The sequence below is a fragment of the Devosia sp. genome, assembly GCF_036563435.1.
Taxonomy (GTDB): Bacteria; Pseudomonadota; Alphaproteobacteria; order Rhizobiales; family Devosiaceae; genus Devosia.
This window is the reverse complement of the sequence record NZ_DATCMJ010000014.1, coordinates 97,331-122,155: the sequence shown is the minus strand read 5'-3', so window position 1 is coordinate 122,155 and position 24,825 is coordinate 97,331. Positions and strand designations below refer to the sequence as shown.

Here is a 24,825-nt window from a genome sequence, read left to right as displayed (position 1 = left end):
TCTATTTCATCAAGGCGCTGGCGGGCACCAGCGCAATACCCTTGTCCTCCAGCTCGCGCGACCATTGTGCGATGGCGTTGATGGAGATGGGCAGGGCGCTGACAATACCGATCGCCTGGCCATTCTCCAGTGCCTTGGCTTCAAGGCTGGCCAGCGCCTCGAGAATGGCTTGCCGCGATGGATTGCTGTCGATCATGGCGTCGGCGCGCGAGAAGGGCACCTTGTTGCCGCTGGCCAGTTGCGGCGCCAGGGAGCGATTGGAGGAGCCGTCATCCACATAGCCCAGTCCGCGGGCGCCGAGTTCTTCCATGATGGGCGAGAAATCCGCCGCCGAGGCGGTGAAGCGCGCGCCCATATTGTTGATCACGCCGACATAGCCGCCGAAGCGCGACATCAGCCAGAACAGTTTGTCGAGATTGGCGCGGGGCGGTTCGCCGGTCAGCAGCGTCTGCGGACCGGGATCGTTCTGCGGGAAGTCGAAGGGTTCGAGCGGAATTTCGAGGAGCACTTCATGCCCGCCGCTGCGCGCTGCCGCCACAGTCGTGGCCAGCGTCTTGCCATAAGGGGCAAAGGCGAGGCTGACGTCGTCGGGCAGCTGGTCGATCGCCTCAAGCGAACCCTGCTCGTTGATGCCCAGTCCCGTGACGATGATCGCGACCATGGGCTTGCCACTGCTGGCTGCGGCTTGAGCCGGGCGCGCATAGGCGGCAAAGGGCGTGAGGCCGGTGGTCGCGATGCGCGGAATGGGACCATCGCTGGTTTCTTCGCTCAAGTCCGGGAGCGCGCCGAATGCGTCGGGGAGGCCGGCGACAGCGCTGCCGGAGGCATGAGCCTCCGCGTCAGGTGGCGCAGAGCCATCTGCGGGATATTGCTGCGGGTCGGCGGTGATGGTCACCGGACCAGTAGAAACTTCGTTGGCGATCTGGTTGCCGTTGCGGGTCGAGGTGATGGCGACTTCGGCACTCGGCCAACCGCCGTTCGGATCGTCGGTCAGCACCAGGCGCAGGACGAAGGCCACCGCGATCAGCGTCAGCACGCCGAACAGTATGCGCGCTATGGGGAGGTGCGGACGCTGCCCCGGCTTGCGCTTGCGCCCGGTCAGCGGGGTCGAAAGGTCATTGGCCATCGTGGAAGTTCCGCAGCAGCGAAGCACAAGGGGCGAGGCAGCGAATCAGCCGCCTCGCCCCAGCATTGATAGCATGCCACCTTATGTGGCTATTCGGCCTTGGGCGGATAGGCAGGGTTGGTCTCCTCGCCCATGACCAGCCGGATGGCATATTGCAGCTGGGTATCTTCCGAGCGCTCGGCGGGCACATAGACCGATGAGCCGACGGTCGCTTCTTCCTGACCTTCGATGGTGATGTGGCCAGCCAGGCCCGCTTCGCCGACGATTTCGTCGCGGCCTTGGAATTCCTCGGGCACGACCTGCTTGATCTCGATGTCGGGGGTGATGCCCAGCGCCTGGATCGAGCGGTTATTGGGGGTGTAGTAGCGCGCCGTGGTCAGGCGCATGGCACCATCGGGTCCCAGCGAGATGATAGACTGAACCGAGCCCTTGCCAAAGGAGCGCGTCCCGACAACGGTTGCGCGCTTGTGGTCCTGCAGCGCACCGGCGACGATTTCGGAGGCCGAGGCGGAGCCGCCATTGACCAGCACCACCAGAGGCACATCAGCCACTAGATCATCGAGCGAGTCCGGCTGGGCATCATAACGGCTGCTTTCCTGCGGAATACGTCCGCGGGTCAGCACCACTGCCCCCTGCTTGAGGAAGGCGTCGGCAACATAGACCGACTGGTCCACGAGGCCACCCGGATTGTTGCGCAGGTCGAGGATGATGCCCTTGGGCGCAACGCCATCGCGTTCGGCATAGATGTCCTTGAGCGCATTCTCGACGCCGACAAAGGCCTGTTCGGAGAAGCGGCTGAGACGGAGAACGGCAACGTCGCCCTGGCCCTCTTCAGCACCGCCTTCCATGCTCCAGCGCACGGCGCGCATGGCGATCGTGGCGCGGGTCAGGTCGAAGTCGATCGGCTCGTCGACGCCTTCACGAACCACGGTCACCTTGATCGAGGTGCCGATCGGCCCGCGCATCTTGTCGACGGCTTCGTCCAGCGTCAGGCCCTGAATGTCCACGCCGTCGAGTTGAACGATCAGGTCATTGGCCATGATACCCGCCTTGGCGGCCGGCGTGTCGTCGATCGGCGAGATAACCTTGATCACCTCGTCTTCCATGGTGACTTCAATGCCAAGGCCGCCGAATTCGCCCGACGTATCCTCGCGGAAGTCGCTGGCATCGGCCGGCGGCAGATAGCCCGAATGGGGGTCGAGCGAGGTCAGCATGCCCTGGATGGCGGCGCGGATCAGTTCCTCTTCATCCGGCGGATCGACATATTCGGCGCGGATGCGATCGAAAACTTCGCCGAAAAGGTTGAGGTCGGCATAGATCTCGAGCGGGTCGCGCGGCGCCGCGGCGTTCTCTTCCGCAGTCGGCTCGGGTTCTTCGCCGCTCGGCGCAGGCTCGACATCCGGTGCAGCATCGGGGGACTGGTCGACATCGGTCGGCGCAAGGTCCTCCGTTGGAGCAGGCGCGGACGGCTCCTGGGCGATCAGGAAACCGGCAGGCAGAGACAGCGCCACCACGATGGCCAGCGTGCTTATGGGATTAAGGCGCATGGGATTTTTATCCACTCTGTGTCGGGGTCGCCCACCATCCGGTCGGATCGATAGGCTCGTTGTTTTCTCGAAGTTCAATATAGAGGGTGGGCTGGTCGGCGCCAGCATTGGTGGTGACCGAGCGGCCAATTGTGCGTGAGCCCATGGTGCCCAGCGGCATGCCCATCTGCACGAACTGGCCGATATCAACGGTGATCGTTTCCAAACCTGCCAGAAGTGCGGTGTAGCTCTGGCCGGTATTGAGAATGACGATTTGGCCGTAATTGAGGTAGGGGCCCTTATAGAGCACCCAGCCGTCGGCCGGGGCGACGACCTGCGCGTCGGCCCGCGTCACCAGCGAAATGCCCTGGCTGATGCCGCCAAAGCCATCGCCGGCCCCATATTCGACCACGCTGACGCCATTGGCGGGCATGGTGAGATAGCCGCGGGCCGCCGGGAAGGGAATGGCCGGTTCGGTGCGGCCGGTGTTGGCAAGTGCCACCCGGATCTGCTCTTCGGTCAGGGCAGGTGCGTCAGGATCGGCGGGGGTGGCGGAGGGCGTGGTCACGGCAGTGGCCCGTTCGGAAAGGCTGCCGATCAGCTCCTGCAGTGTTGTGGCGCGCGCGGCTAGCGCCACCGCCTCGGCTTCGGCGGCGGCGAGCTCTTCGCTGCGCTGATCGATGCCCTGGCGGCGGGCCGCGATCAGGGTGGCAATGCGCAGCTGCTCTTCTTCGAGCACCTGGTAATTGGCCTTGAGCGTTGCTTCCTCGGCCAGGGCTTGGTTCTTGATTTCGGTCAGTGCCTGGAGGTCGGCCGTGACGGAATCAGCGCGGGCGCGCAGCTGGGGCACGATGGCGGCGATCAGCATGGCGCTGCGGGCTGAGCCCAGGGCATCGTCGGGATCAACGATCAGGGGCGGTGGCGGATTGAGCGTGATGCGCTCGAGCGCTGCCAGGACGTTGGCGATCTCGGCATTGGAGCCATCGAGCCGGCCGCGCACGTCGAGTTCCTGCACGATAAGTGCCGAGAGCCGCTCCTCGACATCGGCAACCTCGATCTCGGCCAGCTTGACCCGTTGCGCCGCCGCAATCAGCGCGGCGTTCTGCCGGGTCTGGTCGCCCTGCATTTCGGCGATCTCGGCCTTGAGCGCATCGATGCGCTCCTGGCTGAGCGTCAGGTTGGCTTCCATGGCCTCGAGATCGGCCTGGGTCGGCACTGCGGGGCCGACCGGGAGCGGTGTTGCAGCGGGCTCGGTTGGAGCGGCAGCGTCCAGTGCCGGATCGGCCACGGGACCGCGCAACGGCAGATTTTCGACGGGAGCTGCCGGTGCAGCCGGGTCAGCAGCCGCTGGGGCCTGGGCGGCAGGAGCCGGTGTTTCCGCCGGGGGTTCCGTTTGCGCCAGCAGAGGGACAGCAGACGTGCCGGCAAGCAGAGCCGCCGCCAACAGCAGTGCCAATCTGGTGCCGGGCCGCAGCGCCATGCTTTCTCCCACAGGGCCTCAGCCCGAATCATCGGCTGCACCATAGCAAGCTGCCGGAAAACCGAAGGTTAACGTTGCTTAACCATGCCGTGATGGCGAGCCACGGAGCAGGTCAGTCGCTGCGATGATAGGGATGGCCGCTCAGAATGGTGGTGGTGCGATAGAGTTGCTCGGCTAGCATGATGCGCACCAGCTGATGCGGCCAGACCATGGGAGAGAAGCTGATCGACAGGTCGGCCGTCCGCACATAGTCGGGATCGATGCCGTCGGCGCCGCCGATCACGAAGCTGATGGCGGGGCGGCCCTCGTCGCGCCACCGCAGGATCTGCTGGGCAAAGCTTTGGGAATCGATGGCCTTGCCGCGCTCGTCGAGCATTACGACGACGCCCTGCGGCAGGGCGGCCCGCAGGGCCTTGGCCTCGTCGACCTTGCGGCTGGGGGAGGAGGAGGCACGCGACTCCGGCAGCTCGATCACGTCAAAGCCGGTCAGGGCCAGCGGTTTGCCGCCGCCGGCCGCCCGGTCAAGGTAGCGTGAGACAAGCTCCCGCTCCGGCCCGGCCTTCATCCGGCCGATGGCCGCAATGGAAACGCGCACCAAGAAACCTAGTGCGCGTCAGCCGCGAAATCGGCCTGCCACATTTTTTCGATGTTGTAGAATTCGCGCACTTCCGGACGGAAGATGTGGACGATGACGTCGCCGGCATCCACCAGGACCCAGTCGCAATGGGGCAGACCCTCGATGCGCGGCTTGCCGAAGCCGGCATCGCGCAGGGCGGTCAGCATCTGGTCGGCCACGGCGCCGACGTGACGCTGCGAACGGCCCGAAGCGACCACCATGTGGTCTGCCAGCGAGGATTTGCCGGTGATGTCGACGGCAACGATTTCCTCGGCCTTGGCATCGTCAAGGCATTCGAGGATCACATCGATCATGGGGCGTTCCGGATTGGCCTTGACGGCGTCAGGCGTGGAAACGGTGTTCTCGGGCAGCGTGGCCATCAGCAATGGCCTTCCGCCCATGCCAGAGCATGGGTCATGCGTGGGTTCAGCATCCTTGGTTGTTGATCGGAATGCGCAGGCGTTTGATGAAACGGCAAGCAGTCAGTTCCTGTTCCGGTGACTAGTATCACACGGGAACAATATGCGCTCTCCATGACAGTTTCGCAAGATTGGTGCTTCACTTTGCCTTAACATGATGGTGTTGCGCCCGAATGGCCGAAGACGACAGCGCCGACTGGCGGCCATGGAGATAGACCCAGGCGCGTGGCCTGGTGGTGGCGAGGCGCGGTGCCTCTTCTTCGTCGATGCGCCAGCGCGAGAGGTAGTGAGCCGCGATGGAGGCCGGCGCGCGGCGCTGCGAACCGGGCCGGACATAGACCGCAATCGGCACCATGGCGGCAATATTGCGCCAGCGCTCCCAACGGTGAAAGTCGGCGAGGTTGTCGGCCCCCATGATCCAGACAAAGTGCCTGTCGGGCAGGGTCTGGGTCAGGAAGCGCACCGTCTGCCAGGAATAGGTAAAGCCCTGTGCCGCCTCGAAACCGGTCACGCGGACCCGGGGATTATCGAGCATGGCTCGGGCGGCGCTGACGCGATCGGCCAAGGGCGCGAGTTCCCGGTGGTCCTTGAGCGGATTGCCGGGGGTGACCAGGATCCAGAGCGCGTCGAGCCGGAGGCGGCGCAAAGTTTCTTCGACCACGAGCCGGTGGCCTTCATGGACGGGATTGAAGCTGCCGCCGAACAGGCCAATCCGCATGCCGGCGCTGGAAAGGGGCAGTTCGGTGATGCCGGGGATGCGGATGGGGTGGCGCAGGGTCAATCGGCACCAGGGCGGACGGTTGTCGCGCCCTCCCCCTTGAGGGGAGGAGTTGGGGTGGGAGTTTTGAATGTCGAGCGAGTGGGAAGGCCAGAACCCCCACCCTTGATCCCTCCCCTCAAGGGGGAGGGAGACGACTGATGCCCTAGTGCTCCCAAATCCTTCATTATGGCCGTGTCTGGCCGTTGCCGCGCACGTGGTATTTGAAGCTGGTCAATTGCTCGACGCCGACCGGGCCGCGGGCATGCATCTTGCCGGTGGCGATGCCGATCTCGCCGCCGAAGCCGAACTCGCCGCCATCGGCGAACTGGGTGGAGGCGTTGTGGACGAGGATTGCCGAGTCGATCTGGTTGAAGAACTTTTCTACCGCTGCCGGATCTTCGGCGATGATCGCCTCGGTGTGGTGGCTCGAATAGTGCTCGATATGGGCGATGGCCGCATGGAGGCTATCGACCACCTTCACCGAGATGATGGCGTCCTCGTATTCGGTCTTCCAGTCCTCTTCGACGGCTGGCCTGGCCTCGGGGAACAGCGCCATCACCGCCGCGTCACCGCGGATTTCGCAGCCTTTGGCGACGAGCGCGTCGACGACCGGCTTGAGGTGCGTGGCCGCGACGTCCCGGTGCACAAGGAGGGTTTCGGCGGCGCCGCAGATGCCGGTGCGGCGCATCTTGGCATTGACGGTAACATTTACCGCCTTCTCGAGGTCGGCGCTCTTGTCGATATAGACATGCACCAGGCCCTCGAGATGGGCGAAAACCGGGACGCGGGCTTCTTCCTGGACGCGCGCAACGAGGGTCTTGCCGCCACGCGGCACGATGACGTCGATATTGCCGCCGAGGCCGCCCAGCATTTCGCCAACCGCGGCGCGATCTGTGGTGGGCACCAGCTGAATGCATTCCACCGGCAGGCCAGCGGCATGGAGACCGTCCAGCATGCAGTCGACGATGGCCTTGCTGGAGTGGAAGCTATCGCTGCCGCCGCGCAGGATGACGGCATTGCCGGACTTGATGCAGAGGGCGCCGGCATCGGCGGTGACATTGGGGCGTGATTCAAAGATCACGCCGATGACACCCAGCGGTGTGCGCACGCGCTCGATATGGAGACCGTTGGGGCGGTCCCATTCGGCGATGGTGGCACCAACGGGATCGGGCAATTCGGCGATGGTTTTGACTGCCGCCACGATGCCGTCGATGCGGGCGTCCGTCAGCAGGAGCCGGTCAAGGAAGGCCTTGGAAATGCCCTTGGCTTCGGCCAGGGCCATGTCCTTGCTGTTGGCCTGGAGAATGGCCTTGCGGTGAGCGTTGATGGCGCCCGCTGCGACGGTGAGCGCCATCTGCTTCTGCTGGGCGGTGGCAAGCGCCAGCGCCCGGGCACCGAGACGGGCATTGCGACCGATCGCGTTCATGATGTCGCTGATGGAGCCTTGTACTTCAGCCAAGCTCATCTGCCATTTCCTCCTTGGCGCCCACCAGCACCAGATTGTCGCGATGCACGAGGGCCGCCCGGTTTCCGGTGCCGAGCAGTTCGACCACGGCATCGCTCCGCTTGCCCATGACCAGCCGCGCCTCGTCGCTGTCGAGCCCGACAAGGGCTCGGGCGATCTCCAGCCCATCCGGGTTGCAGATGGCGATGGCGTCGCCGCGCTCGAACTCGCCTATGACCTTGGTAACGCCTATCGGCAGCAATGACTTGCCCTGGAGCAGGGCCCGGGCAGCACCGGCATCGACCTGCACGGTGCCGGCAACGGCGAGGCTGCCCATGATCCAGCGTTTGCGCGCCTGCGCCCTTGTCTGAGCCGGGTGGAACAGGGTGTGCCTCGTGCCCTCGGTCAGCGCGCGCAGCGGGTGGTCTTCGGTCCCCTTGGCGATGATCATGGCGGTGCCTGCCTGCGTTGCGATCTTGCCCGCCTCGACCTTGGTGGTCATGCCGCCGCGCGACAGGTGGCTGGCAGCGCCTCCCGCCATGGCTTCGATGGCAGGGGTGATCTGGCGGACCACCGGCAAATGCTGGGCATCGGGATCTTTCGCCGGCGGAGCAGTATAGAGCCCGTCGACATCGCTCAGCAGCACCAGGCAATCGGCCTCGATCATGGTGGCGACGCGCGCCGAAAGCCGGTCATTGTCGCCATAGCGGATCTCGGCGGTGGCAACGCTGTCATTCTCGTTGATGATCGGCACGGCGCCGAGCCCCAGAAGCGTCGCGATGGTGGTGCGGGCATTGAGATAGTAGCGCCGCTCTTCGGTGATGTTGGGGGTGATGAGGATTTGCCCAGTGACGATGCCGTGCCGCCCGAGGGCTTCCGCCCAGGCCTGCGACAGGGCGATCTGGCCGGCACTGGCGGCCGCCTGCGACTGCTCCAGCGTCAATGCAACTGCCGACAGGCCCAGCAGTCCGCGGCCCAGGGCGATGGCACCCGAAGAGACGATCACCACCTCGCAGCCACCCGCCTTGAGCCCGGCGATGTCTTCGGCAAGGCCCGCCAGCCACTCAGCGCGCAACTTGCCAGTCCTGTCGACCAGAAGGGCCGAGCCGATCTTGATGGTTAAACGACGATAGGAAGCGAGGGCGTTCACGGCGTCCAATTGGGTTCCACCTTGCGCCGTTCGGCTTCGAGCCGCGCTGCCTTTTCGGCGTCCAGCGTCTCGATGACCCCATAAAGCACCATGTCGGTGCCCTTGCCGGTCACGCCCGAGACCTGAAGGACATCGGCCTTGCTGAGCTTCTTGAGCAGCTTGACCTTTTCCTTGATGTCGTCGGGCTCCATGGCGTCGACCTTGTTGAGCACCACGATCTCCGGCTTTTCGCCTAAGCGCTCGTCATAGGCGACGAGCTCGTTGCGGATGGTCTGGTAGGCGGTCTTGACATCGTCCTGCGTGCCATCGATCAGGTGGATCAGGACGCCGCAACGCTCGATATGGCCCAGGAACCGGTCCCCGATACCCGCGCCTTCGCTGGCGCCCTCGATCAGGCCGGGAATATCGGCCAGGACGAAGTCGCGCTCGCCAATCGATACGACGCCGAGGTTGGGATGGAGCGTGGTGAAGGGATAATCGGCGATCTTGGGCTTGGCGGCAGAAACGGCGGCGAGAAAGGTCGACTTGCCGGCATTGGGCAGGCCCACGAGGCCGGCATCGGCGATGAGCTTGAGCCGAAGCCAGACCCACTTTTCCGTGCCCGGCAAGCCCGGATTGGCATGGCGTGGCGCCTGGTTGGACGAGGTCTTGAAATGGGCATTGCCAAAGCCGCCATTGCCGCCGGACAGCAGCACGACGCGCTGGCCGACTTCGGTGAGGTCGGCGATCAGGGTTTCGTTGTCGTCCTCGAAGACTTGGGTGCCCACCGGCACGCGCATGACCACGTCGGCGCCGTCGGCACCAGTCCGCAGCTTGCCCATGCCGTGGGTGCCGGTCTTGGCCTTGAAGTGCTGCTGGTAACGGTAGTCGATCAGCGTGTTGAGCCCATCGACGCATTCGACGATGATGTCGCCGCCGCGGCCGCCATTGCCGCCATTGGGGCCGCCGAACTCGACGAATTTTTCGCGCAGAAACGACACGGCGCCAGCGCCGCCATCGCCCGAGCGGATATAGACCTTGGCCTGATCAAGAAATTTCATTGTGCTCTGGCCTTCCAGACGCTGCGCGTCAGTTTTGTGTCGATATGCTCCACCTCGGCGTTGCGCGCAAGGCAGAGCAGCTGGGAGCGTCCAGTTTCGGTGAAGCCAAGCTTGCGCTGGATGGCGAGGGACGCGGCATTGAAGTGAAAGACGCCGGAATAGATGGTGTCGTGGCTGGTGGCGTCAAAGAACCAGTCGAGGCTTGCCGTCACCGCTGCCGTCATGATGCCCCGCCCCCAGAAGGGCTTGCCGAGCCAATAGCCGATGATCGGGCCCTGCGGGCCGCGGTGAAAGCCGACATGGCCCGCCAGCCCCTCCCCAGGCAGCTCGATGGTGAGGTTGGTTTCCTCGGCCGGAAGACCAGGTACGCGGCTGCGCAGCCAGGCCTTGGCATCGGCAAGGTGGTAGGGAAAAGGCACCCGGGCCAAGTTGCCGGACACGTCGAGATCATTGAGGTAGCGCGCAATGGGCTCGGCATCGCCCACCTGTGCGGGGCGCAGGAGGAAGCCGGCGGTCTGCAGGGTGACATTCATCGGACGAAGTCCAGGCGCATGGTCATCAACGTCCGGCCTTCAAGCGTGCCGGCCTGATCTATGGCTTCACCCGTCTCGATAAAGCCGAGCTTGCGCAGGACCCCACGCGAACCATGGTTGCTCAAGAGCGCACGGGAGCGGAGGGCGGGATAGCCAGCTTGGCGAGCAGCCGCGACTACTGCAGTTGAGGCCTCGGTGGCAAAGCCCTGCCCCCAATGAGGCTTGCCTAGCCAATAGCCGAGCTCGGGCAGCGCATCGGGCAAGATGTTCAAGCCGACCACACCGATGAAACGGTTCTCATGGAGGATCGACCAAGCGAACTCCTCTGGTCCGCGGGCGATGTGCTCCACGAAGAATTGGCCGTCGCTTTCGCCATAGGGATGGGGCAGGCGCGCCAGCACTTCGTAGATGGCCCTGTTGTTGGCAAGCACCGCCATCTCCGGCACGTGGGTCAGAGTGGGCGTGGCCAGCACCAGTCGCTCGGTCACCAATTCAGCCGGCAGGCGATCCCTCATGCTGCTCATCTGCATTCATCCACATGGGCCAAAGACGAAAAAGGGGAACCGGCGGACCGGTTCCCCTTGATCAATCTTGCATTTGCAAAACACGAGCCGGGGAACGGGTCACCGGCCGGGTTGCTAGACCTGCCGGGTTATTCGGCGGCCTCTGCCGGGGTGACGGATACGAACACCTTGGAATTTGCACGGGTGCGGAAGGTCACCGCGCCATCGACGAGTGCGTAGATGGTGTGATCCTTGCCCAGGCCAACGCCGGTGCCGGGGTGCCACTTGGTGCCGCGCTGGCGGATGATGATGTTGCCGGCAACGACAGCTTCGCCACCGAACTTCTTCACGCCAAGACGACGGCCAGCGGTATCACGACCGTTGCGGGATGAACCGCCTGCTTTTTTGTGTGCCATCTATCGAGCTCCTTATTCCTGGTCGGCCTTGGGTGCGGCCTTCTTGGCCGGGGCCTTCTTCGCCGGCTTTTCAGCGGCGGTGTCTTCGTTGGTTTCGGCAGCGGCCTTCTTGGACGAAGCCTTCTTTGCCGGTGCCTTGGCTTCGGTCGCTTCGGCGGAAGCAGCTTCAGCCTTGGGGGCCTTGGCGCCCTTCTTGGCCGGAGCGGCTTCGCTCACGCTTTCAGTCGACTGGGCAACGCCGGCGGCCTTGATGGTCGGCTGGGCGCCGCCGGTCAGGATCTCGGTGATGCGCACGGTCGAAAGGAGCTGGCGGTGGCCGTTGCGGCGACGGTAGTTGTGGCGACGGTTCTTCTTGAAGATGATGACCGTCTTCTGCTTGCGGGTCTCGAGCAGTTCGGCGGCGACAAGCGCGCCTTCAACCAGCGGAGCGCCCACTTCGCCATCGACCATCAGAACCTGGTCGAAGGTGACGATGGTGCCGGCTTCGGCATCGAGCTTTTCAATCTTGAGAACGTCGTTGGCGGCAACCTTGTACTGCTTGCCACCGGTCTTGATCACGGCGAAATTCATTGCTTACCTGAACGCGTCAAACGTCCGGTCCCATTTTGTCGCGCTCTGTGGCGCCGCAGGCAAAGCCTTGAGCCCTGCGGTCTTCGAACAGTCAGCCGGAGATCAAACCGGCAGGCAGCCTCGAACAGCGTTTTCAACAAAGAAAAGCGCGCCAGCAAGCCGGCGCGTGTTTCAGGTGGCGCTTATCGGCGGAAACAGGCTCGGAGTCAAGCCTTGCCTAGGCGCTTATGGCTCAGCCTTGGCCGTTGGGATACCAGTTGCGCAGCCGCACTTCGCTGTCGGGACCGACCTCCGTCTCGAGCACGGAGAGGTCGCTATCGCCATAGTGATAGGGATAGACGATGCGGGGCTTGAAGACGTTGATGGCTTCCACCGCCTGCTCCGGCGTCATCGTATAGGGCAGGTTCATGGGCAGGAAGGCGACTTCCACAGCGGTCAGCCCCAGCATGTCCTCTGTCGGCTCGGTGTCGCCGGCGACGTATACGACCTTGCCGCCCAGGGTCAGCAGGTAGCCATTGCCGACGCCCACCGGATGGTACTGCATCCGGTCCTCGGTGATGTTATGCGCGGCGATCGCCCGCACGGCGATGCCGTTGAGGCTGGTCTCCTCGCCATTGGCGATGGCGCTGGCATTGGCCTTGAGCGCCTCGGGCAGCTTGTCGAACACTTCCTGGCTGGTGAGGATCGGTGCCGAGCCGGCGATGGCTTCCAGCGTTGGCAGGTCGAAATGGTCGCCATGGCCATGCGTGATCAGGATCGCGGTCGGCGCGGGCAGGCGTTCGTAAAGCGCGGCGCCACCCACGGGGTCCACATAGATCACCTCGTTGCCGAAGCCGAGCAGGAGGCTGGCATGGTCCACCGGGTGGATGACGATGTCGCCATCGTCGGTTGGAACTTTGTCCCCTTCGAGCGCTGCCTCCTGCGCCAGAACAGGATTGCTGACTCCGGCCATTCCGACCAAGGGCAGGGCGGCCATGCCGGCAATAACGTGACGTCGTTTGAACATTTGAGTCTCCCTCTCCAACATCCATAAGCAACGCCGCTGCGCCCGCCCGGTTCGCCGTGCACGCTTTCGTGACCAGTGTGGCGCGCATCCGGTGCAACCCTTTGTCATCATATTGCCAAGGGGAGTTGCAGCCCACCGAATGCTATGTCATAAGCCCGCCCGTATCGACCAGCCGCACCCGCCCAGGGTGCCCAATCGATCTCGCGGAGAGATGGCAGAGTGGTTGAATGCACCGCACTCGAAATGCGGCATAGGGGCAACTCTATCGGGGGTTCGAATCCCTCTCTCTCCGCCACTTCCGTTTCTAAGTAGCCGGACACGCTTCAACGCCCGAAATCAAGAACTTCAGAACGCCTCTGAGGTGCAGGAGTGTCTTTCAGCATGGCATCCTTGGCTGGATCCCAGACCTGTCATTCCACAGCGTAATTGCTAAGCGGTTCCAGCCGGTGATGGGCAAGGTCATGAAAGAGTTAGCTTCAGACCCGTAGCGCTACAGGGGGTGCGCGGCTCGTCCAAGTTACCGGTACGGTTGCCGAAAAGAAGAGCTCGCCTGGAAGAAGCGGCTGCCCGGGGCTGCTCAGCAAGGTGTTCCTCTCGCTCCGCCGCGTTCCCGAATCATCTGCTTTCGCTGTTGGTGGACCGTTAGTTGTGCGGTCGCTATAATGGTTCATGACCATGCAGAACGACCTGTTCGGACCTGTGAAACCTTCGTACCCAGAGGGCTTCCGCTACGGCGCTGGCGTCATTCCTCCCGATCTTCAGCACGACACGCTGCGCAACTTCGCTGACTTGCCGTTCAAGGCGTTTGACTTTCATGGCTTTGAGGGCAAGCGGCGGGTGGTTTCGTTTGGCTGGCGGTATGATTTCGGGACGGAGCGCTTGCAGCCAACCGAGCCAATGCCCGCCTTCCTTGAACCGGTTCGCGCCCTTGCCGCCGAATTTGCCGGACTGGAGCCCGAGCGGCTGCAGCAGGCCCTGGTTACCGAATATAGCCCCGGAGCCCCGATCGGCTGGCACAGGGACAAGGCGGTGTTTGGCGCCATTGTCGGCGTATCGCTGCTTTCGCCCTGCACGTTCCGGCTGAGGCGTAAAGTTGGCGCCAAGTGGGAGCGGGTGTCGCTGACGGCAGAACCGGGTTCGACCTATCTCTTGTCAGGACCGGCCCGCCAGGAGTGGGAGCATTCGATTCCTCCGGTGGAGGAACTGCGGTTCTCCATCACATTCCGTGAGCTACGGGACAGGTGACGCCGCCTCAGCTCTCGACCCAGGCGACCCAGCGTTTCTTCCGCTCGGCCTCCCCGTCCATGTCGCGGCAATTACCGTAGATGGCAAACTCCTGCAGCTGGGCCGCCACCGTGAGTTCGCGGTCTGCGACGCGCACAGTGACGCTGGCCCGGTCGGGCGCGAGCATGTTCACTCCATCGCCTAAAACAGCGGGTCGCGCTCCGCCATTTTCCCAGCGCCAGACTGCAGCTTCCGCGGCTTGCTCCAGTTCGTTCAGGGCTGGGTTGCCCTTGTAGGCGGGTAGGTAGATGTCTTGCTTCGCGATGGCCGCGAGGAAGTCCGTTGCCGAGGCGGGCGTCAGCCTGCCGTAGCGCTGGCGATCCGGCATGACGATGACGGAGGGGGCGAAACGGCACCCCCCGATGTGAGTACATTGGAGGACATCAATGCCAAAGTCGGGAGCTGCTGCCGCCAGTGCCTTGAACACGGGAAAGCCGTAGCGCGCGCAGCAGGCATCGGTCTTGGCGTCGGTGCAGCAGAGGATTGTGCGCCGGAGGGGCCTGCCCTCCAATACCTCTCCCTGATGCCAGCGTGCGACAAGCTCTGCCGCATGATCCTGATCGCGCGGCAGGACCGCCGTGGCGTCCGGGAAAGACAAAATCTCGAGCGGCTGTTCATCGCCCACGTCGACAAGGCCAACATATCGTCCGTTGCCCGAAGCCGCTTTCATCGCTGCACGCAGTGGCGGCTCCAGACCGGCTGTCTCGAAGCGCGGCCGACGCCAGCTACCCTTGGGCCAGCGGATAAACAGGTGCCGCTCCGCCAGGGCTGCAGTTCCCGCCAAGGGCTCCCCGCAGTCCATCGCGTGATCGGTACAGAAGCGGCGCACGGGCATCTATTGGGCCTGAGGCGGCAGGCTCACGCCATAGATTTCGGCGATGTCATCGAGCATCATATAGGCACTGTAAATGCCGCCGCCGAGATTCCAGGCCAGTTCCTCGACCCGCGAGACCTTGCCGTTCTTGACCGCTTCGAGCTGGAGGAACAGCGGGTCGTTGAGCCACTCGTCGAGATTGGCGACGGACTCGGCCGGATCGTCGTCGGGCGCGAAATAGAAGATGCGATCGCCGCCCATTTCCGGAATGCGTTCCTTGCCGATCTGGACAAAAGTTTCTTCGCTCTGCTGCAAAGCCGGCCGTGCGAAGCCGACCAGATCCAGCACGACTCCGGGGAAAGAATGATCGGAATAGATGCGCGTACGGCCCGGCGCGAAGCGGACGAGCGAGATCTCTTCCTCGGTTCCGTCTCCGATGGCTGCGCCCAGCTCGGCTGCCCGCGCCTTGAAGGCATCCACCTTGGCCCTGGCCTCCTCGCCCAAATCGAGCACTTCGCCGTAGAAGGCATAGTTTTCCAGCCATTCCGATCCGATCGTCTCCGAAAGCACGGTCGGAGCAATGGCGGAAAGCTGCTCATAGACCTGTTCCTGGCGAACCTTGGTGCCGATGATGAGATCGGGTTCGAGCGCGGCCAGAACTTCGAGGTTGATGGCCGTCTCGGTTCCGAGCGAGACGGTGTCGGTGAGCTGATCAGCGATATGGGGGTAGAACGGGTCGCCGGCCCAGGATTGCGCCGCGCCCACCGGCACCACGCCGAGATGGAGCAGTGCCTCGGTGCCTTCATTGGTGAGGATGGCGACGCGCTTGGGCGCGTCGGGAACTTCGGTGACGCCCATGGCATGGGTGATTTCGCGCGCCGCCAACGGCGTCGAAATGGCGAGCGAAAGGGCTGCAGCAGCAAGCAGGAGCTTGGTCATAGGAGGTCTCTCGAAGCGGATCAGCGAGTGGAGGGGAGTTCGTAGATCTTTTCGAGATCGTCGAGCAGGAGGTTGGCTGCAAGAATGCCGCCTGCCGTGTTCCAGATGGCATCGTCCACAGCATAGGCCTTGCCGGCCTTCACCACGGGCAGGTTCTGCCACAGGGGATCGCTGGTCCAGTCATTGGCCTGGCTCTGGGCGGCGCCGTCGCCGGTCTCATAGACGAAGTAGAACAGGCGGTCGCCGTCGAAGTCGGGGATGCGCTCCTTGCCAACGTCGTCGGCAAATTCGGCCTTGTCCTGCACGGCCGGACGCTTGAAGCCGATTTCGCTGAGGATCAGGCCGGCGAAAGTGTCCTTGTAGTAGATGCGTGTCAGAGAGGCCATGAAGCGGCCGAGCGAGATTTCTTCTTCCAGCAGCGGACCGGCCGCTTCGGCGATGCGGTCGATGCGGGCGTCGAAATCGGCCAGCGCCGCCTTGCCCTCTTCGCCCTTGCCGGCGGCATCGGTATAAAGGGCCATGTTGATCTTCCAGTCGCCACGGAGGCGCTCGGACATCACCGTAGGCGCGATGGCGGAAAGCTGCTCGTAGATCTTTTCCTGGCGCGTCTTGTTGCCCACGATCAGGTCGGGCTCGAGTGCGGCGATGGCTTCGAGATTGATGGCGGATTCCTCGCCCACCACCGTCACGTCGGCCATCTGCTCGGCGATATGATCATACCACGGGTCGCCCAGCCAGGAGCGCACCGCACCAATCGGTGTCACGCCAACGGCCAGCAGCGCCTCGGTGCCTTCATTGGTCAGGACAACAATGCGCTGCGGATTGTCCGGCACATCCGTCACGCCCATGGCATGGGTGATTTCCCGGGCCGAAACCGGCAGGGCGGACACCAGGGCGGCGAGCGCAAGGCTGGCCAGAACGGAACGGCGGAGGAGCTTCATCTTTTGACTCGAACTTGACAGAAGAGCTCATAAAATGATCTTGGCTTCACGCAGAAGTCAACATGACTTTCCCGATCATCTTTGCGAGTGGCCATCCTGCTCCAGGCTCCATCCAGTTCGATGCCGCTGTCGCGCCCGTTGCCGGCCGGGATGCTCTATCTTTGCCTCGCCATCCTGCTTGCTGCTGCGATGGTGCTGAGCCTCACGACAGGTTACCGCGTCTATTCCCTCGCGATGGTGTGGCAGGCACTGACCGACTTCGACGCTTCCGAGGCCGCAACAGTGATCACCACGCTGCGCCTGCCGCGCGCGGTGATTGCGCCCCTGGTGGGCGCTGGGCTGGCCATAGCAGGCGTCCAGGTGCAGACGCTGTCGCGCAACCGCATCGCCTCGCCCGACACGCTGGGCCTCAATGCCGGCGCTTCGCTAGCAGTGGTGGTCGCCAGTGCCGTGTTCGGCGTCAGTTCTCTGGTGGGCCTGTCGCTCACGGCAGCCATGGGTGCTCTGGTGACGAGCATCCTCGTTTTCGCGCTGGCGATCGGTGCCGGAGGCCTGTCGCCGATCCGAATCGTCCTGATCGGGGTGACCATTGCCGGGCTCGGGCAGTCGATCGTCCAGATCATCCTCACCAACAACGAGGCCCAGCTGCAGAACCTGCTGTTCTGGCTGGCCGGCTCCTTCGTGGACCGGCCGATGAACCTCGCGCTCAACGGCGCGCCGATCATTGCAGCGGGCACGCTCCTTGCTCTCGTGCTGGCCCGACCCTTGGACGCCATGCAGGCTGATGACGACACGGCCTCCGGCCTTGGCGTGCCGGTGACGCTGGTGCGGATCGGCTGCTTTCTGTCCGTTTCGCTCCTGACCGGTGCCTCGGTGGCCATGGCTGGGCCGGTCAGCTTCATCGGCCTTGTCGTGCCCCATGCCGCGCGCAAGCTGGTCGGCCTCCGGCACGGCCGGCAGATCGTTGCGGCGGCCTTGCTGGGCGCGATCTATGCCACCCTGGCCGATGTTGCCGCGCGCTTCGTGATCTTCCCGCTCGAGGCGCCGGTCGGGGCGATCACGGCTGTTGTCGGCGGCATTGTCCTGGTCGTGCTCCTGCGCCGGAGGGCGGCATGACCGGATTGCCCAGCCAGTTGTCACAGGCACGCGCCCCGCTCGCCCTGGCCCTGCTGTGCGGTGCCTTCCTGTTGCTGGGCGCCTGCGGCGTGGCCCTGGGTTCCACCTGGATACCGCTCGAGCAGGTGGTGTCCGTCATTCTGGGCGCAGGAGAAAAGACCGAGCGGCTGATCGTCCTGCAGCTACGCCTGCCGCGCGTCGTGATCGCCGCGCTAGCTGGCGGCGGTATGGCAGTTGCCGGCTTCCTGCTGCAAAAGATCACCCGCAACGCCCTGGCTTCGCCCGGCGTGCTTGGCGTGATCGATGGCGCGGCGCTCGGGGTCGTCATCTTTCTTGCCGCCCTCTCCAACGAGTCCAATGCGCTGGTCACGTCCATTGCCTACCAGCCGCTGGCGGCGATGGTGGGTGCGGTGCTGGGCATCGGCATGGTGTTCTTTCTCAGTGGCCGGCAGTCGACTTCCGCCGTGCGCCTGCTGCTGTTCGGCATCGCGGTCGCCGCCGTGTTCAAGGCACTGGTCATGGTCATGATGCTGATCGGGCCGATCTACCGGACAAGCCAGGCGGCGCGCTGGATCGCCGGCGCGGTCAACGAGATCAACTGGAGCGAGATCCAGGTCACGCTGCTCATGTTGCTGCCGCTGCTGGTCCTGACCTTCTTCGCCGCCCGGCGCCTGCCGCCTGCCGATTTAGACGAGGTTTCGGCGCGCAGCGTTGGCCTCGACCTGCCAATTTTCCGCGTCGCCATCTTTGCGCTGGCTGCGGGACTGACGGCGGTGTCCGTGGCCTTTGTGGGCGGCGTTGGCTTTATCGGGCTGATGGCGCCGCATCTGGCGCGGCTGGTGGTGGGCCGCAATGTCTATGCGGGCCTCCTGGGCAGTTTCCTGCTTGGCGCTGCCATGCTGGTGGGCGCCGACCTCATCGTGCGCGTGCTGTTCAGCCCAGTTGAAGTGCCCGCCGGTACGGTGACGGCGGTGATCGGCGCGCCCTATTTCCTTTTCCTTTTGATGAGCAGGCAACGCCATGACGGATAAAGCGGCGATCGCCGTAGATACGCTGTCGCTGGGCTATGGCAGCACCACCATCCTCGACGCGCTGTCGCTCGACATTCCGCGCGGCAAGATCACCGTTCTGGCCGGTCCCAATGGCTGCGGCAAGTCGACTTTGCTGCGCGCCATTCGACGCCTTCATAAACCGAGCGGTGGCCGCATCCTCCTCGAAGAAGGCGATATCGCGCAACTGGGCGAACGACTCCTCGCCCGACAGATCGGGCTCCTGGCGCAGAGCCCTTCGGCCCCCGACGACATGACTGTGGAAGAACTGGTTCGCCTTGGGCGCTACCCTCACCAGACCATGCTGCGGCCCTGGAGTCTCGCGGACACGGAGGCACTCGAGCGCGCCATGGCGGGAACAGGCGTGTCCCATCTGCGCCACCGGCATCTGGGCTCGCTGTCGGGCGGGCAGTTGCAGCGCGTCTGGATTGCCATGGTGCTGGCGCAGGAAACCGACATCGTCTGCCTCGACGAGCCGGTCAATCACCTCGACATGTCGCACCAGCTCGATTGCCTTGACCTCGTGCGCCAGCTCAACAGCGACCATGGACGCACGGTCGTGCTTGTGCTGCACGATCTCAACTTGGCCGCCCGCTACGCCGACCAGCTGGTGTTCCTGCGCAATGGGGTCGTGGCTGCCAGTGGACGTCCCGAGGAGCTGATGACCGAGGCGCTGATTGCGCAGGTGTTCGATGTCGACGCCATGGTGATCACCGATCCGGCCTACGGACGGCCGCTCTGCATCCCCCTGCGGACCCGCTGAGCGCGCGGTCGCGCTGCGCCCCCTTGACCCTTGCGCAGCAGCAGACCACAAACTCAGCCGTCTGTGCCGGCTGAAGGATCGATGATGCGCCGCTACCCCCGCGACATGCATGGCTATGGCGCCAACCCTCCCGATGCCAACTGGCCGGGCGGCGCCCATGTGGCGGTCCAATTCGTGCTCAACTACGAAGAGGGCGGCGAGAACAACATCCTTCACGGCGACGCGGCGTCGGAAGCTTTTCTTGTCGACGTGCTGGGCGCGCAGCCCTGGCCGGACCAGCGCCACGCCAATGTGGAGTCCATGTATGAATATGGCGCACGCGCCGGCTTCTGGCGGCTGCATCGGCTGTTCACGGACGCCGGATTGCCCGTCACCATCTATGGCGTGGCCACGGCGCTGATGCGGGCGCCGGCCCAGGTTATGGCCATGCAGGAGGCGGGCTGGGAAATCGCCAGCCATGGTCTCAAATGGGTGCAGCACAAGGACATGCCGCCCGAAGTTGAGCGCGAGCAGATCCGCGAGGCCATACGGCTTCATACCGTGGCGACAGGCGAGCCGCCGCGCGGCTGGTATACGGGCCGATCCTCGCTCAACACGGTGGACCTAGTGAGCGAAACGGGCAACTTCGCCTATGTTTCGGATACCTATGACGATGATCTGCCCTATTGGCGCGTGTCGGGCGGCAAGCCGCAGCTGATTATCCCCTATACGCTCTCGGCCAACGACATGCGCTTTGTCACTGCGCCCGGCTTCGATACGGGCGAGGAATATTTCCAGTTCCTCAAGGACAGCTTCGACTGCCTCTATGCCGAAGGGGAAAGGGGCGCGGCCAAGATGATGTCGGTAGGGCTTCATTGCCGCCTCGTCGGGCAGCCAGGCCGCTTCCAGGGTCTCAAACGCTTCGTCGACTACATCAAGTCTTTCGACAAGGTCTGGGTGCCGACACGATTGCAGATCGCCCAGCACTGGGCCGCCGAGCACCCCTATCAGGCGCCTTCCGTGCGTCCGTCCGAACTGGCCAGGGATGACTTTGTCACCCGCTATGGATCGATCTTCGAGCACTCGCCCTGGATCGCCGAGCGGGCCTGGGAGGGTGAACTCGGCCCGGCCAATGACACGGCGGTGGGCCTCCACTTTGCCCTGCGCAGCCAGTTCCGCATGGCCACTGCGGAAGAACGGCTTGCCGTGCTGCGCGCCCATCCCGATCTTGCCGGCAAGCTGGCGGCGGCGCGGCGGCTGACCGAGGCTTCCACTGCTGAACAGGCTTCCGCAGGCCTCGATACGCTGACCGATGCCGAGCGGGATCGCTTCACCGCGCTCAATGGCGCCTATGTGCAAAAGTTCGGCTTCCCCTTCATCATTGCCGTTCGCGACAACACCAAGGCGTCGATCCTCCAAGCCTTTGAGCGCCGGCTCAATAATTCTTCCGAGGCCGAGCTTGCCACCGCTGCCGCACAGGTGGAACGTATCGCCCTGCTGCGCCTCCAGGCGTTCCTGCCGTAAGCCCCGCATCCTTTTGTGATCTGACCCATGACCAGCTACGCCACACCCAGTGCCGGATTGCCGCCGCAGTCCGCGCTTCATACTCAGCGGGCCGTTTTCACCGAGGCTTATGCCTTCCTGCCGCGCGGGGTGATGCGCGACATCGTCACCTCTTACCTGCCGCATTGGCGCGACACGCGCTGCTGGGTCATCGCGCGTCCCCTGTCGGGTTTCGCCGAGACCTTCTCGCAATACATTGTGGAAGTCCTGGCCGGTGGCGGCAGCGAGCAGCCCGAACCGAATGGGCAGGCGGAAGGCGTGCTGTTCGTGGTGGCAGGCGCGATGGCGCTGACCATCGAGGGAAAGGTGCATGAGCTCACCGAGGGCGGCTACGCCTTCCTGCCGCCCGGCTGCCATTGGACGCTGGTCAACAGGGGCGCTGAACCGGTGCGCTTCCACTGGGTGCGCAAGCGCTACGAGGCGGTGGATGGCATCAACATGCCCACGGCCTTCGTGACCAACGAGCAGCATCAGCCGATCCGCTGGATGCCGGGCACCAGCGACCGCTGGGGCACGACGCGCTTCGTCGAGCCCACGGACCTCCGGCACGACATGCATGTCAACATCGTCACGCTCGAACCCGGTGCGGTCATTCCCTTCGAAGAAACCCATGTGATGGAGCATGGCCTTTATGTGCTCGAGGGCAAGGCCGTCTACCGGCTCAACCGCGACTGGGTCGAGGTGGAGGCGGGGGACTTCATGTGGCTGCGCGCCTTCTGCCCTCAAGCCTGCTATGCCGGTCCGGAGCGCTTCCGCTACCTGCTCTACAAGGACGTCAACCGCCACATGAAGCTCGATCTCTGAGCCCAGCATGATCACCTGCTTTGATATTGGTGGCTCGGCCATCAAGGCCGCCACAGCCACGGCGCCCGACCGGTTGACGCATCTCGGCCGGGTGGCAACCCCGCTCGATGACTTCGATGCCTTTGCCGCGGTGATTGCCAATCAGGTTGCGGCTGGTGACGCTCCCGAAGGAGCGGCCGTTTCGATCTCGGTTACGGGCGTCATTGACCCCGACACCGGCGTCGCCACGGTGGCCAATATTCCCTGTATCGATGGCCGGACGCTCGCTTCCGACCTGTCGGCGCGGTTGTCGCGGCCGGTGCTTGTTGCCAATGATGCCGATTGCTTCGTGCTTGCCGAAGCCTATGCCGGTGCCGGGCAGGGCCAGCGCGTGGTGTTCGGCGCAATTCTGGGCACCGGTGTCGGCGGTGCCCTGGTGGCCGACGGCAAGTTGCATCGCGGCGCCGGCGGATGGTCAGGCGAATGGGGGCATGGCACAGCCGTGGCGACGGAGGTCAGCGTGCCGCCATACCATCTGGCGCATTTTCCGTGTGGCTGCGGCCGTTCTGGCTGCGTCGACACAATCGGGGGCGCACGGGGTCTGGAACGACTGCACCGCACGCTGCATGGTACCGAGCGCAGCAGCCTTGACATCATCCAGTCCTGGAACAGCGGTGACGCCGCGGCGGCCGAGACCGTCGACCTCTATGTGGAGCTGGTAGCGCAGCCGCTCGCTCTGGTGGTCAACATCATCGGGCCGGACATCATCCCGATCGGTGGCGGCCTCAGCAACAGCGCCGAGCTGATTGGGCGCCTCGACGAAGCGGTGCGCGCGCAGATCCTGCGCAAGACAGATCGTTCCCTCCTGGTGCCGGCGAAACTGACCGCCGACGCGGGCCTGGTCGGTGCCGCCAGCCTCGCCTTTTCGCAGGGACAATGACGATGCTGCTCGAAGTGTGCGTGGACGATGCTGCAGGGCTTGCCGCGGCGATTGCCGGTGGGGCGGATCGCATCGAGCTTTGCTCAGCGCTGGAGCAGGGCGGGCTGACGCCCAGCCCCGGCCTGATCGCGCTGGCCGCCGGGTCGTCGGTTCCCGTGCGCGCCATGATCCGTCCGCGCCCGGGTGACTTCGTGTTCGATGAGGCTGATGTTCAAACCATGTTGGGCGATATCGCCGCAATGCGCGCCGCGGGCCTTGAAGGCGTGGTCCTTGGCGCAAGCCTGCCCGACGGTCGGCTCGACCGCGATCTGATCCGCCGCCTGATGGAGGCGGCACGGGGGCTTGGGACGACGCTCCATCGTGCGGTTGATCTCGTCCCCGACATGGCCGAGGCTGTGGAACAGGCAGTTGTGCTCGGCTTCGACACCATCCTGACGTCGGGCGGCGCACTGACCGCGCTCGAGGGCATCGACACCATCGCGCATGCGCACCATGTCGCCGCGGGCCGCCTCACCATCATGGCTGGGGCAGGGGTCAATGACACAACGGCGCCGCAACTGCTGTCACGCGTCGCCCTCGGAGCGCTTCACGGTTCCTGCTCCGGGCCGGCACCGGCCGCCAGCCCTGCCGCAGCACGCCTCGGCTTTGTCAGCCCGGCGCGCCGCAGGACCAGCACCAGCAAGGTCGCGGCTCTCAAGGCGCTGTTGCCGCAATCGCGCTCGGCTTGAAGATGGAGAGCGGACGGATCTCATAGGCGCCGGGCCCCGGATTGGCCTTGGCGAGATCCTTGGCGAAGGCGATGGCCTCGTCCAGCGTCTCGCAGTCGGCAACGAAAAAGCCCAGGAACTGCTCCTTGGTCTCGGCGAAGGGCCCGTCGATCACCAGCGGTTCGCCGCTGGTCTTGCGCAGGGTCTTGGCTGCCGTGGTCGGCATCAGCCGAGCGACCGGGCCCAGCCGCCCCTTAGCCTTCATGCCATCCTCAACCATGGCGAGGCGCGCAAGGCAGGCGTCATCCTCCTCCTTGCTCCAGGTGGCGATGGCATTTTCATCATTGTAGCACAAAACGGCGTAAAGCACTGGCCTCTCCTCCCCGCAAACGCCCGCGACTATGCGCAAAGGCGCGTCATTGGTGAAGGGGGTTTATGCCACCGGCGGCGGGGTGTTGCGGGCAATGGTGATGGTTGCGCCCACCGAAGCCACGATGATGGCGCCGATGCCAGCGAGCTGCCACGGCGACAGGCCTTCGTGGAGGATGACCAAACCGGACAGCGCGGCGAGCGCCGGCTGCCCGCTCATCAGGATGCCGAAAAGGCGCGAGGGGATATTGGGCAGTGCCACGATATCAAGCGCATAGGGGATAGCACTCGATAGGAGCGCCACGCCCAGCGCCACGGGAAGAATGGCAGAATCCAAGAGCGCCGTACCGGCGGTTGCCACCCCGAAGGGCATGGCGATCAGCGCAGCGATCGAGACGCCCAGAGCGGTGATATGCGGGCCGCCGCCGGTGCTCGCCCGCTGTCCGAAGATGATATAGCCGGCCCAGCAGGCACCGGCCGCCAGCGCAAACAAGACGCCGGGTAGGCCGATATCGCCACCCGACTGCCCCAGCGGCAGAAGCATGGCAAAGCCGGCGACTGCCAGAACGATCCAGCCGAAATCGAGCCACCGCCGCGCGCCGGCCAGCGCGACGGCAAGAGGGCCGGTGAATTCCAATGCGACCGCCACACCTAGGGGAACGGTAGCCAGGGCTGCATAAAAGAAGAGGTTCATCGCCCCCATGGCCGCGCCATAGGCGATGACCATGCGCCACTGCGCCGGGTCGAGCCTCTTCCGCCAGGGCTGGAAGAGCAGCAGCAAGACGGCAGCGGCAAGCGTCAGGCGGAGCGTCGTGGCGCCGGCTGCGCCGACGGCGGGAAAGAGCCCCTTGGCAAAGGAGGCGCCGGTCTGCGTGAAAGCCATGCCCAAGACGACGAGCGCGACGGAAAAAACAAGGGACTGCGGCCGCACAGGCAAGGCTTTCAAGGTGAGGTGCCTGATCTAGCAGCGTTTCTCCATCCGGTCCATT

At 64.5% G+C, this 24,825-nt stretch carries 27 protein-coding genes and 1 tRNA gene; 9 read left to right on the top strand and 19 right to left on the bottom strand.

Going from position 1 to position 24,825, the window contains the following annotated elements; genetic code table 11:
* Position 1 precedes the first annotated feature (1 nt).
* The 14 genes from VIL88_RS08805 to VIL88_RS08740 form a co-directional block, all read right to left on the bottom strand.
* Positions 2 to 1,126, bottom strand: coding sequence for a divergent polysaccharide deacetylase family protein (locus VIL88_RS08805; RefSeq protein ID WP_331987857.1), 1,125 nt, complete (start codon positions 1,124 to 1,126; stop codon positions 2 to 4).
* An 89-nt stretch (positions 1,127 to 1,215) separates the two neighbouring features.
* On the bottom strand, positions 1,216 to 2,673 hold the full coding sequence (locus tag VIL88_RS08800) for a S41 family peptidase (protein ID WP_331987856.1): 1,458 nt from the start codon (positions 2,671 to 2,673) through the stop codon (positions 1,216 to 1,218).
* 7 nt (positions 2,674 to 2,680) lie between these two features.
* Positions 2,681 to 4,132 (bottom strand): murein hydrolase activator EnvC family protein, encoded by a 1,452-nt coding sequence (locus tag VIL88_RS08795; protein ID WP_331987855.1) that lies wholly within the window; start codon positions 4,130 to 4,132, stop codon positions 2,681 to 2,683.
* Positions 4,133 to 4,244: 112 nt separating this feature from the next.
* A complete protein-coding gene (gene rlmH, locus VIL88_RS08790; protein ID WP_331987853.1) occupies positions 4,245 to 4,727 on the bottom strand; it encodes a 23S rRNA (pseudouridine(1915)-N(3))-methyltransferase RlmH in 483 nt (160 codons plus the stop codon).
* Between the two features lie 8 nt (positions 4,728 to 4,735).
* Entirely contained in the window at positions 4,736 to 5,128 is a 393-nt protein-coding gene (rsfS, locus tag VIL88_RS08785) for a ribosome silencing factor (protein ID WP_414650121.1), read from the bottom strand.
* A 178-nt stretch (positions 5,129 to 5,306) separates the two neighbouring features.
* A complete protein-coding gene (locus VIL88_RS08780; protein ID WP_331987852.1) occupies positions 5,307 to 5,948 on the bottom strand; it encodes a nicotinate-nucleotide adenylyltransferase in 642 nt (213 codons plus the stop codon).
* A 163-nt stretch (positions 5,949 to 6,111) separates the two neighbouring features.
* Complete coding sequence (locus VIL88_RS08775) at positions 6,112 to 7,392, bottom strand: glutamate-5-semialdehyde dehydrogenase (RefSeq protein ID WP_331987850.1); 1,281 nt, start codon at positions 7,390 to 7,392, stop codon at positions 6,112 to 6,114.
* A complete protein-coding gene (proB, locus tag VIL88_RS08770; RefSeq protein WP_414650120.1) occupies positions 7,379 to 8,530 on the bottom strand; it encodes a glutamate 5-kinase in 1,152 nt (383 codons plus the stop codon). Before proB ends, VIL88_RS08775 begins: the two co-directional genes overlap by 14 nt.
* Positions 8,518 to 9,561, bottom strand: coding sequence for a GTPase ObgE (obgE, locus tag VIL88_RS08765; RefSeq protein ID WP_331987849.1), 1,044 nt, complete (start codon positions 9,559 to 9,561; stop codon positions 8,518 to 8,520). The genes proB and obgE overlap by 13 nt, the downstream gene beginning before the upstream one ends.
* Positions 9,558 to 10,094, bottom strand: a complete 537-nt coding sequence (locus tag VIL88_RS08760; protein WP_331987848.1) for a GNAT family N-acetyltransferase — start codon at positions 10,092 to 10,094, stop codon at positions 9,558 to 9,560. Before VIL88_RS08760 ends, obgE begins: the two co-directional genes overlap by 4 nt.
* Positions 10,091 to 10,618 (bottom strand): GNAT family N-acetyltransferase, encoded by a 528-nt coding sequence (locus VIL88_RS08755; RefSeq protein ID WP_331987846.1) that lies wholly within the window; start codon positions 10,616 to 10,618, stop codon positions 10,091 to 10,093. The genes VIL88_RS08760 and VIL88_RS08755 overlap by 4 nt, the downstream gene beginning before the upstream one ends.
* 128 nt (positions 10,619 to 10,746) lie before the next feature.
* Entirely contained in the window at positions 10,747 to 11,013 is a 267-nt protein-coding gene (gene rpmA, locus VIL88_RS08750) for a 50S ribosomal protein L27 (RefSeq protein WP_331987845.1), read from the bottom strand.
* Between the two features lie 12 nt (positions 11,014 to 11,025).
* The gene (gene rplU, locus VIL88_RS08745) at positions 11,026 to 11,583 is read right to left on the bottom strand and encodes a 50S ribosomal protein L21 (RefSeq protein WP_331987843.1); all 558 of its coding nucleotides are present in this window, start codon (positions 11,581 to 11,583) and stop codon (positions 11,026 to 11,028) included.
* Between the two features lie 232 nt (positions 11,584 to 11,815).
* Positions 11,816 to 12,589 carry an MBL fold metallo-hydrolase gene (locus VIL88_RS08740; RefSeq protein ID WP_331987842.1) on the bottom strand — a complete coding sequence of 258 codons (774 nt, stop codon included), beginning with the start codon at positions 12,587 to 12,589 and terminating at the stop codon, positions 11,816 to 11,818.
* A gap of 205 nt (positions 12,590 to 12,794) precedes the next feature.
* Between VIL88_RS08740 and VIL88_RS08735 the strand changes: the two genes are divergently transcribed.
* Positions 12,795 to 12,884: transfer RNA gene (locus VIL88_RS08735), tRNA-Ser, on the top strand.
* Positions 12,885 to 13,264: 380 nt separating this feature from the next.
* Entirely contained in the window at positions 13,265 to 13,834 is a 570-nt protein-coding gene (locus VIL88_RS08730; protein WP_331988651.1) for an alpha-ketoglutarate-dependent dioxygenase AlkB, read from the top strand.
* Between the two features lie 7 nt (positions 13,835 to 13,841).
* On the opposite strand, the gene VIL88_RS08725 is transcribed toward VIL88_RS08730, so the two are convergent.
* Genes VIL88_RS08725 through VIL88_RS08715 form a run of 3 tightly spaced genes read right to left on the bottom strand, consistent with a single transcriptional unit; the run spans position 13,842 to position 16,567 of the window.
* Positions 13,842 to 14,708, bottom strand: coding sequence for a sucrase ferredoxin (locus VIL88_RS08725; RefSeq protein ID WP_331987840.1), 867 nt, complete (start codon positions 14,706 to 14,708; stop codon positions 13,842 to 13,844).
* A complete protein-coding gene (locus VIL88_RS08720; RefSeq protein ID WP_331987839.1) occupies positions 14,709 to 15,626 on the bottom strand; it encodes an iron-siderophore ABC transporter substrate-binding protein in 918 nt (305 codons plus the stop codon).
* A 20-nt stretch (positions 15,627 to 15,646) separates the two neighbouring features.
* Complete coding sequence (locus tag VIL88_RS08715; RefSeq protein ID WP_331987838.1) at positions 15,647 to 16,567, bottom strand: iron-siderophore ABC transporter substrate-binding protein; 921 nt, start codon at positions 16,565 to 16,567, stop codon at positions 15,647 to 15,649.
* Between the two features lie 87 nt (positions 16,568 to 16,654).
* On the opposite strand from VIL88_RS08715, the gene VIL88_RS08710 reads away from it, so the two are divergent.
* From VIL88_RS08710 to VIL88_RS08680, 7 genes are all read left to right on the top strand, one after another.
* Positions 16,655 to 17,683, top strand: a complete 1,029-nt coding sequence (locus VIL88_RS08710; RefSeq protein WP_331987836.1) for an iron ABC transporter permease — start codon at positions 16,655 to 16,657, stop codon at positions 17,681 to 17,683.
* A complete protein-coding gene (locus tag VIL88_RS08705; RefSeq protein WP_331987835.1) occupies positions 17,680 to 18,714 on the top strand; it encodes an iron ABC transporter permease in 1,035 nt (344 codons plus the stop codon). The genes VIL88_RS08710 and VIL88_RS08705 overlap by 4 nt, the downstream gene beginning before the upstream one ends.
* The gene (locus VIL88_RS08700) at positions 18,704 to 19,495 is read left to right on the top strand and encodes an ABC transporter ATP-binding protein (protein ID WP_331987834.1); all 792 of its coding nucleotides are present in this window, start codon (positions 18,704 to 18,706) and stop codon (positions 19,493 to 19,495) included. Before VIL88_RS08705 ends, VIL88_RS08700 begins: the two co-directional genes overlap by 11 nt.
* Before the next feature lie 84 nt (positions 19,496 to 19,579).
* Positions 19,580 to 20,998 (top strand): allantoinase PuuE, encoded by a 1,419-nt coding sequence (puuE, locus tag VIL88_RS08695; RefSeq protein ID WP_331987832.1) that lies wholly within the window; start codon positions 19,580 to 19,582, stop codon positions 20,996 to 20,998.
* 27 nt (positions 20,999 to 21,025) lie between these two features.
* The gene (locus VIL88_RS08690) at positions 21,026 to 21,841 is read left to right on the top strand and encodes a bifunctional allantoicase/(S)-ureidoglycine aminohydrolase (RefSeq protein WP_331987831.1); all 816 of its coding nucleotides are present in this window, start codon (positions 21,026 to 21,028) and stop codon (positions 21,839 to 21,841) included.
* A 7-nt stretch (positions 21,842 to 21,848) separates the two neighbouring features.
* Positions 21,849 to 22,760: an ROK family protein gene (locus VIL88_RS08685; protein WP_331987829.1), complete on the top strand. Its 912-nt coding sequence runs from the start codon at positions 21,849 to 21,851 to the stop codon at positions 22,758 to 22,760.
* Complete coding sequence (locus VIL88_RS08680; protein WP_331987827.1) at positions 22,757 to 23,488, top strand: copper homeostasis protein CutC; 732 nt, start codon at positions 22,757 to 22,759, stop codon at positions 23,486 to 23,488. The genes VIL88_RS08685 and VIL88_RS08680 overlap by 4 nt, the downstream gene beginning before the upstream one ends.
* Here VIL88_RS08680 and VIL88_RS08675 read toward each other — a convergent pair.
* Positions 23,454 to 23,837, bottom strand: a complete 384-nt coding sequence (locus VIL88_RS08675) for a YciI family protein (protein WP_331987825.1) — start codon at positions 23,835 to 23,837, stop codon at positions 23,454 to 23,456. The two genes, VIL88_RS08680 and VIL88_RS08675, sit on opposite strands and share 35 nt — an antisense overlap.
* A 63-nt stretch (positions 23,838 to 23,900) precedes the next feature.
* Complete coding sequence (locus tag VIL88_RS08670) at positions 23,901 to 24,782, bottom strand: EamA family transporter (RefSeq protein ID WP_331987823.1); 882 nt, start codon at positions 24,780 to 24,782, stop codon at positions 23,901 to 23,903.
* Positions 24,783 to 24,825: the final 43 nt, after the last annotated feature.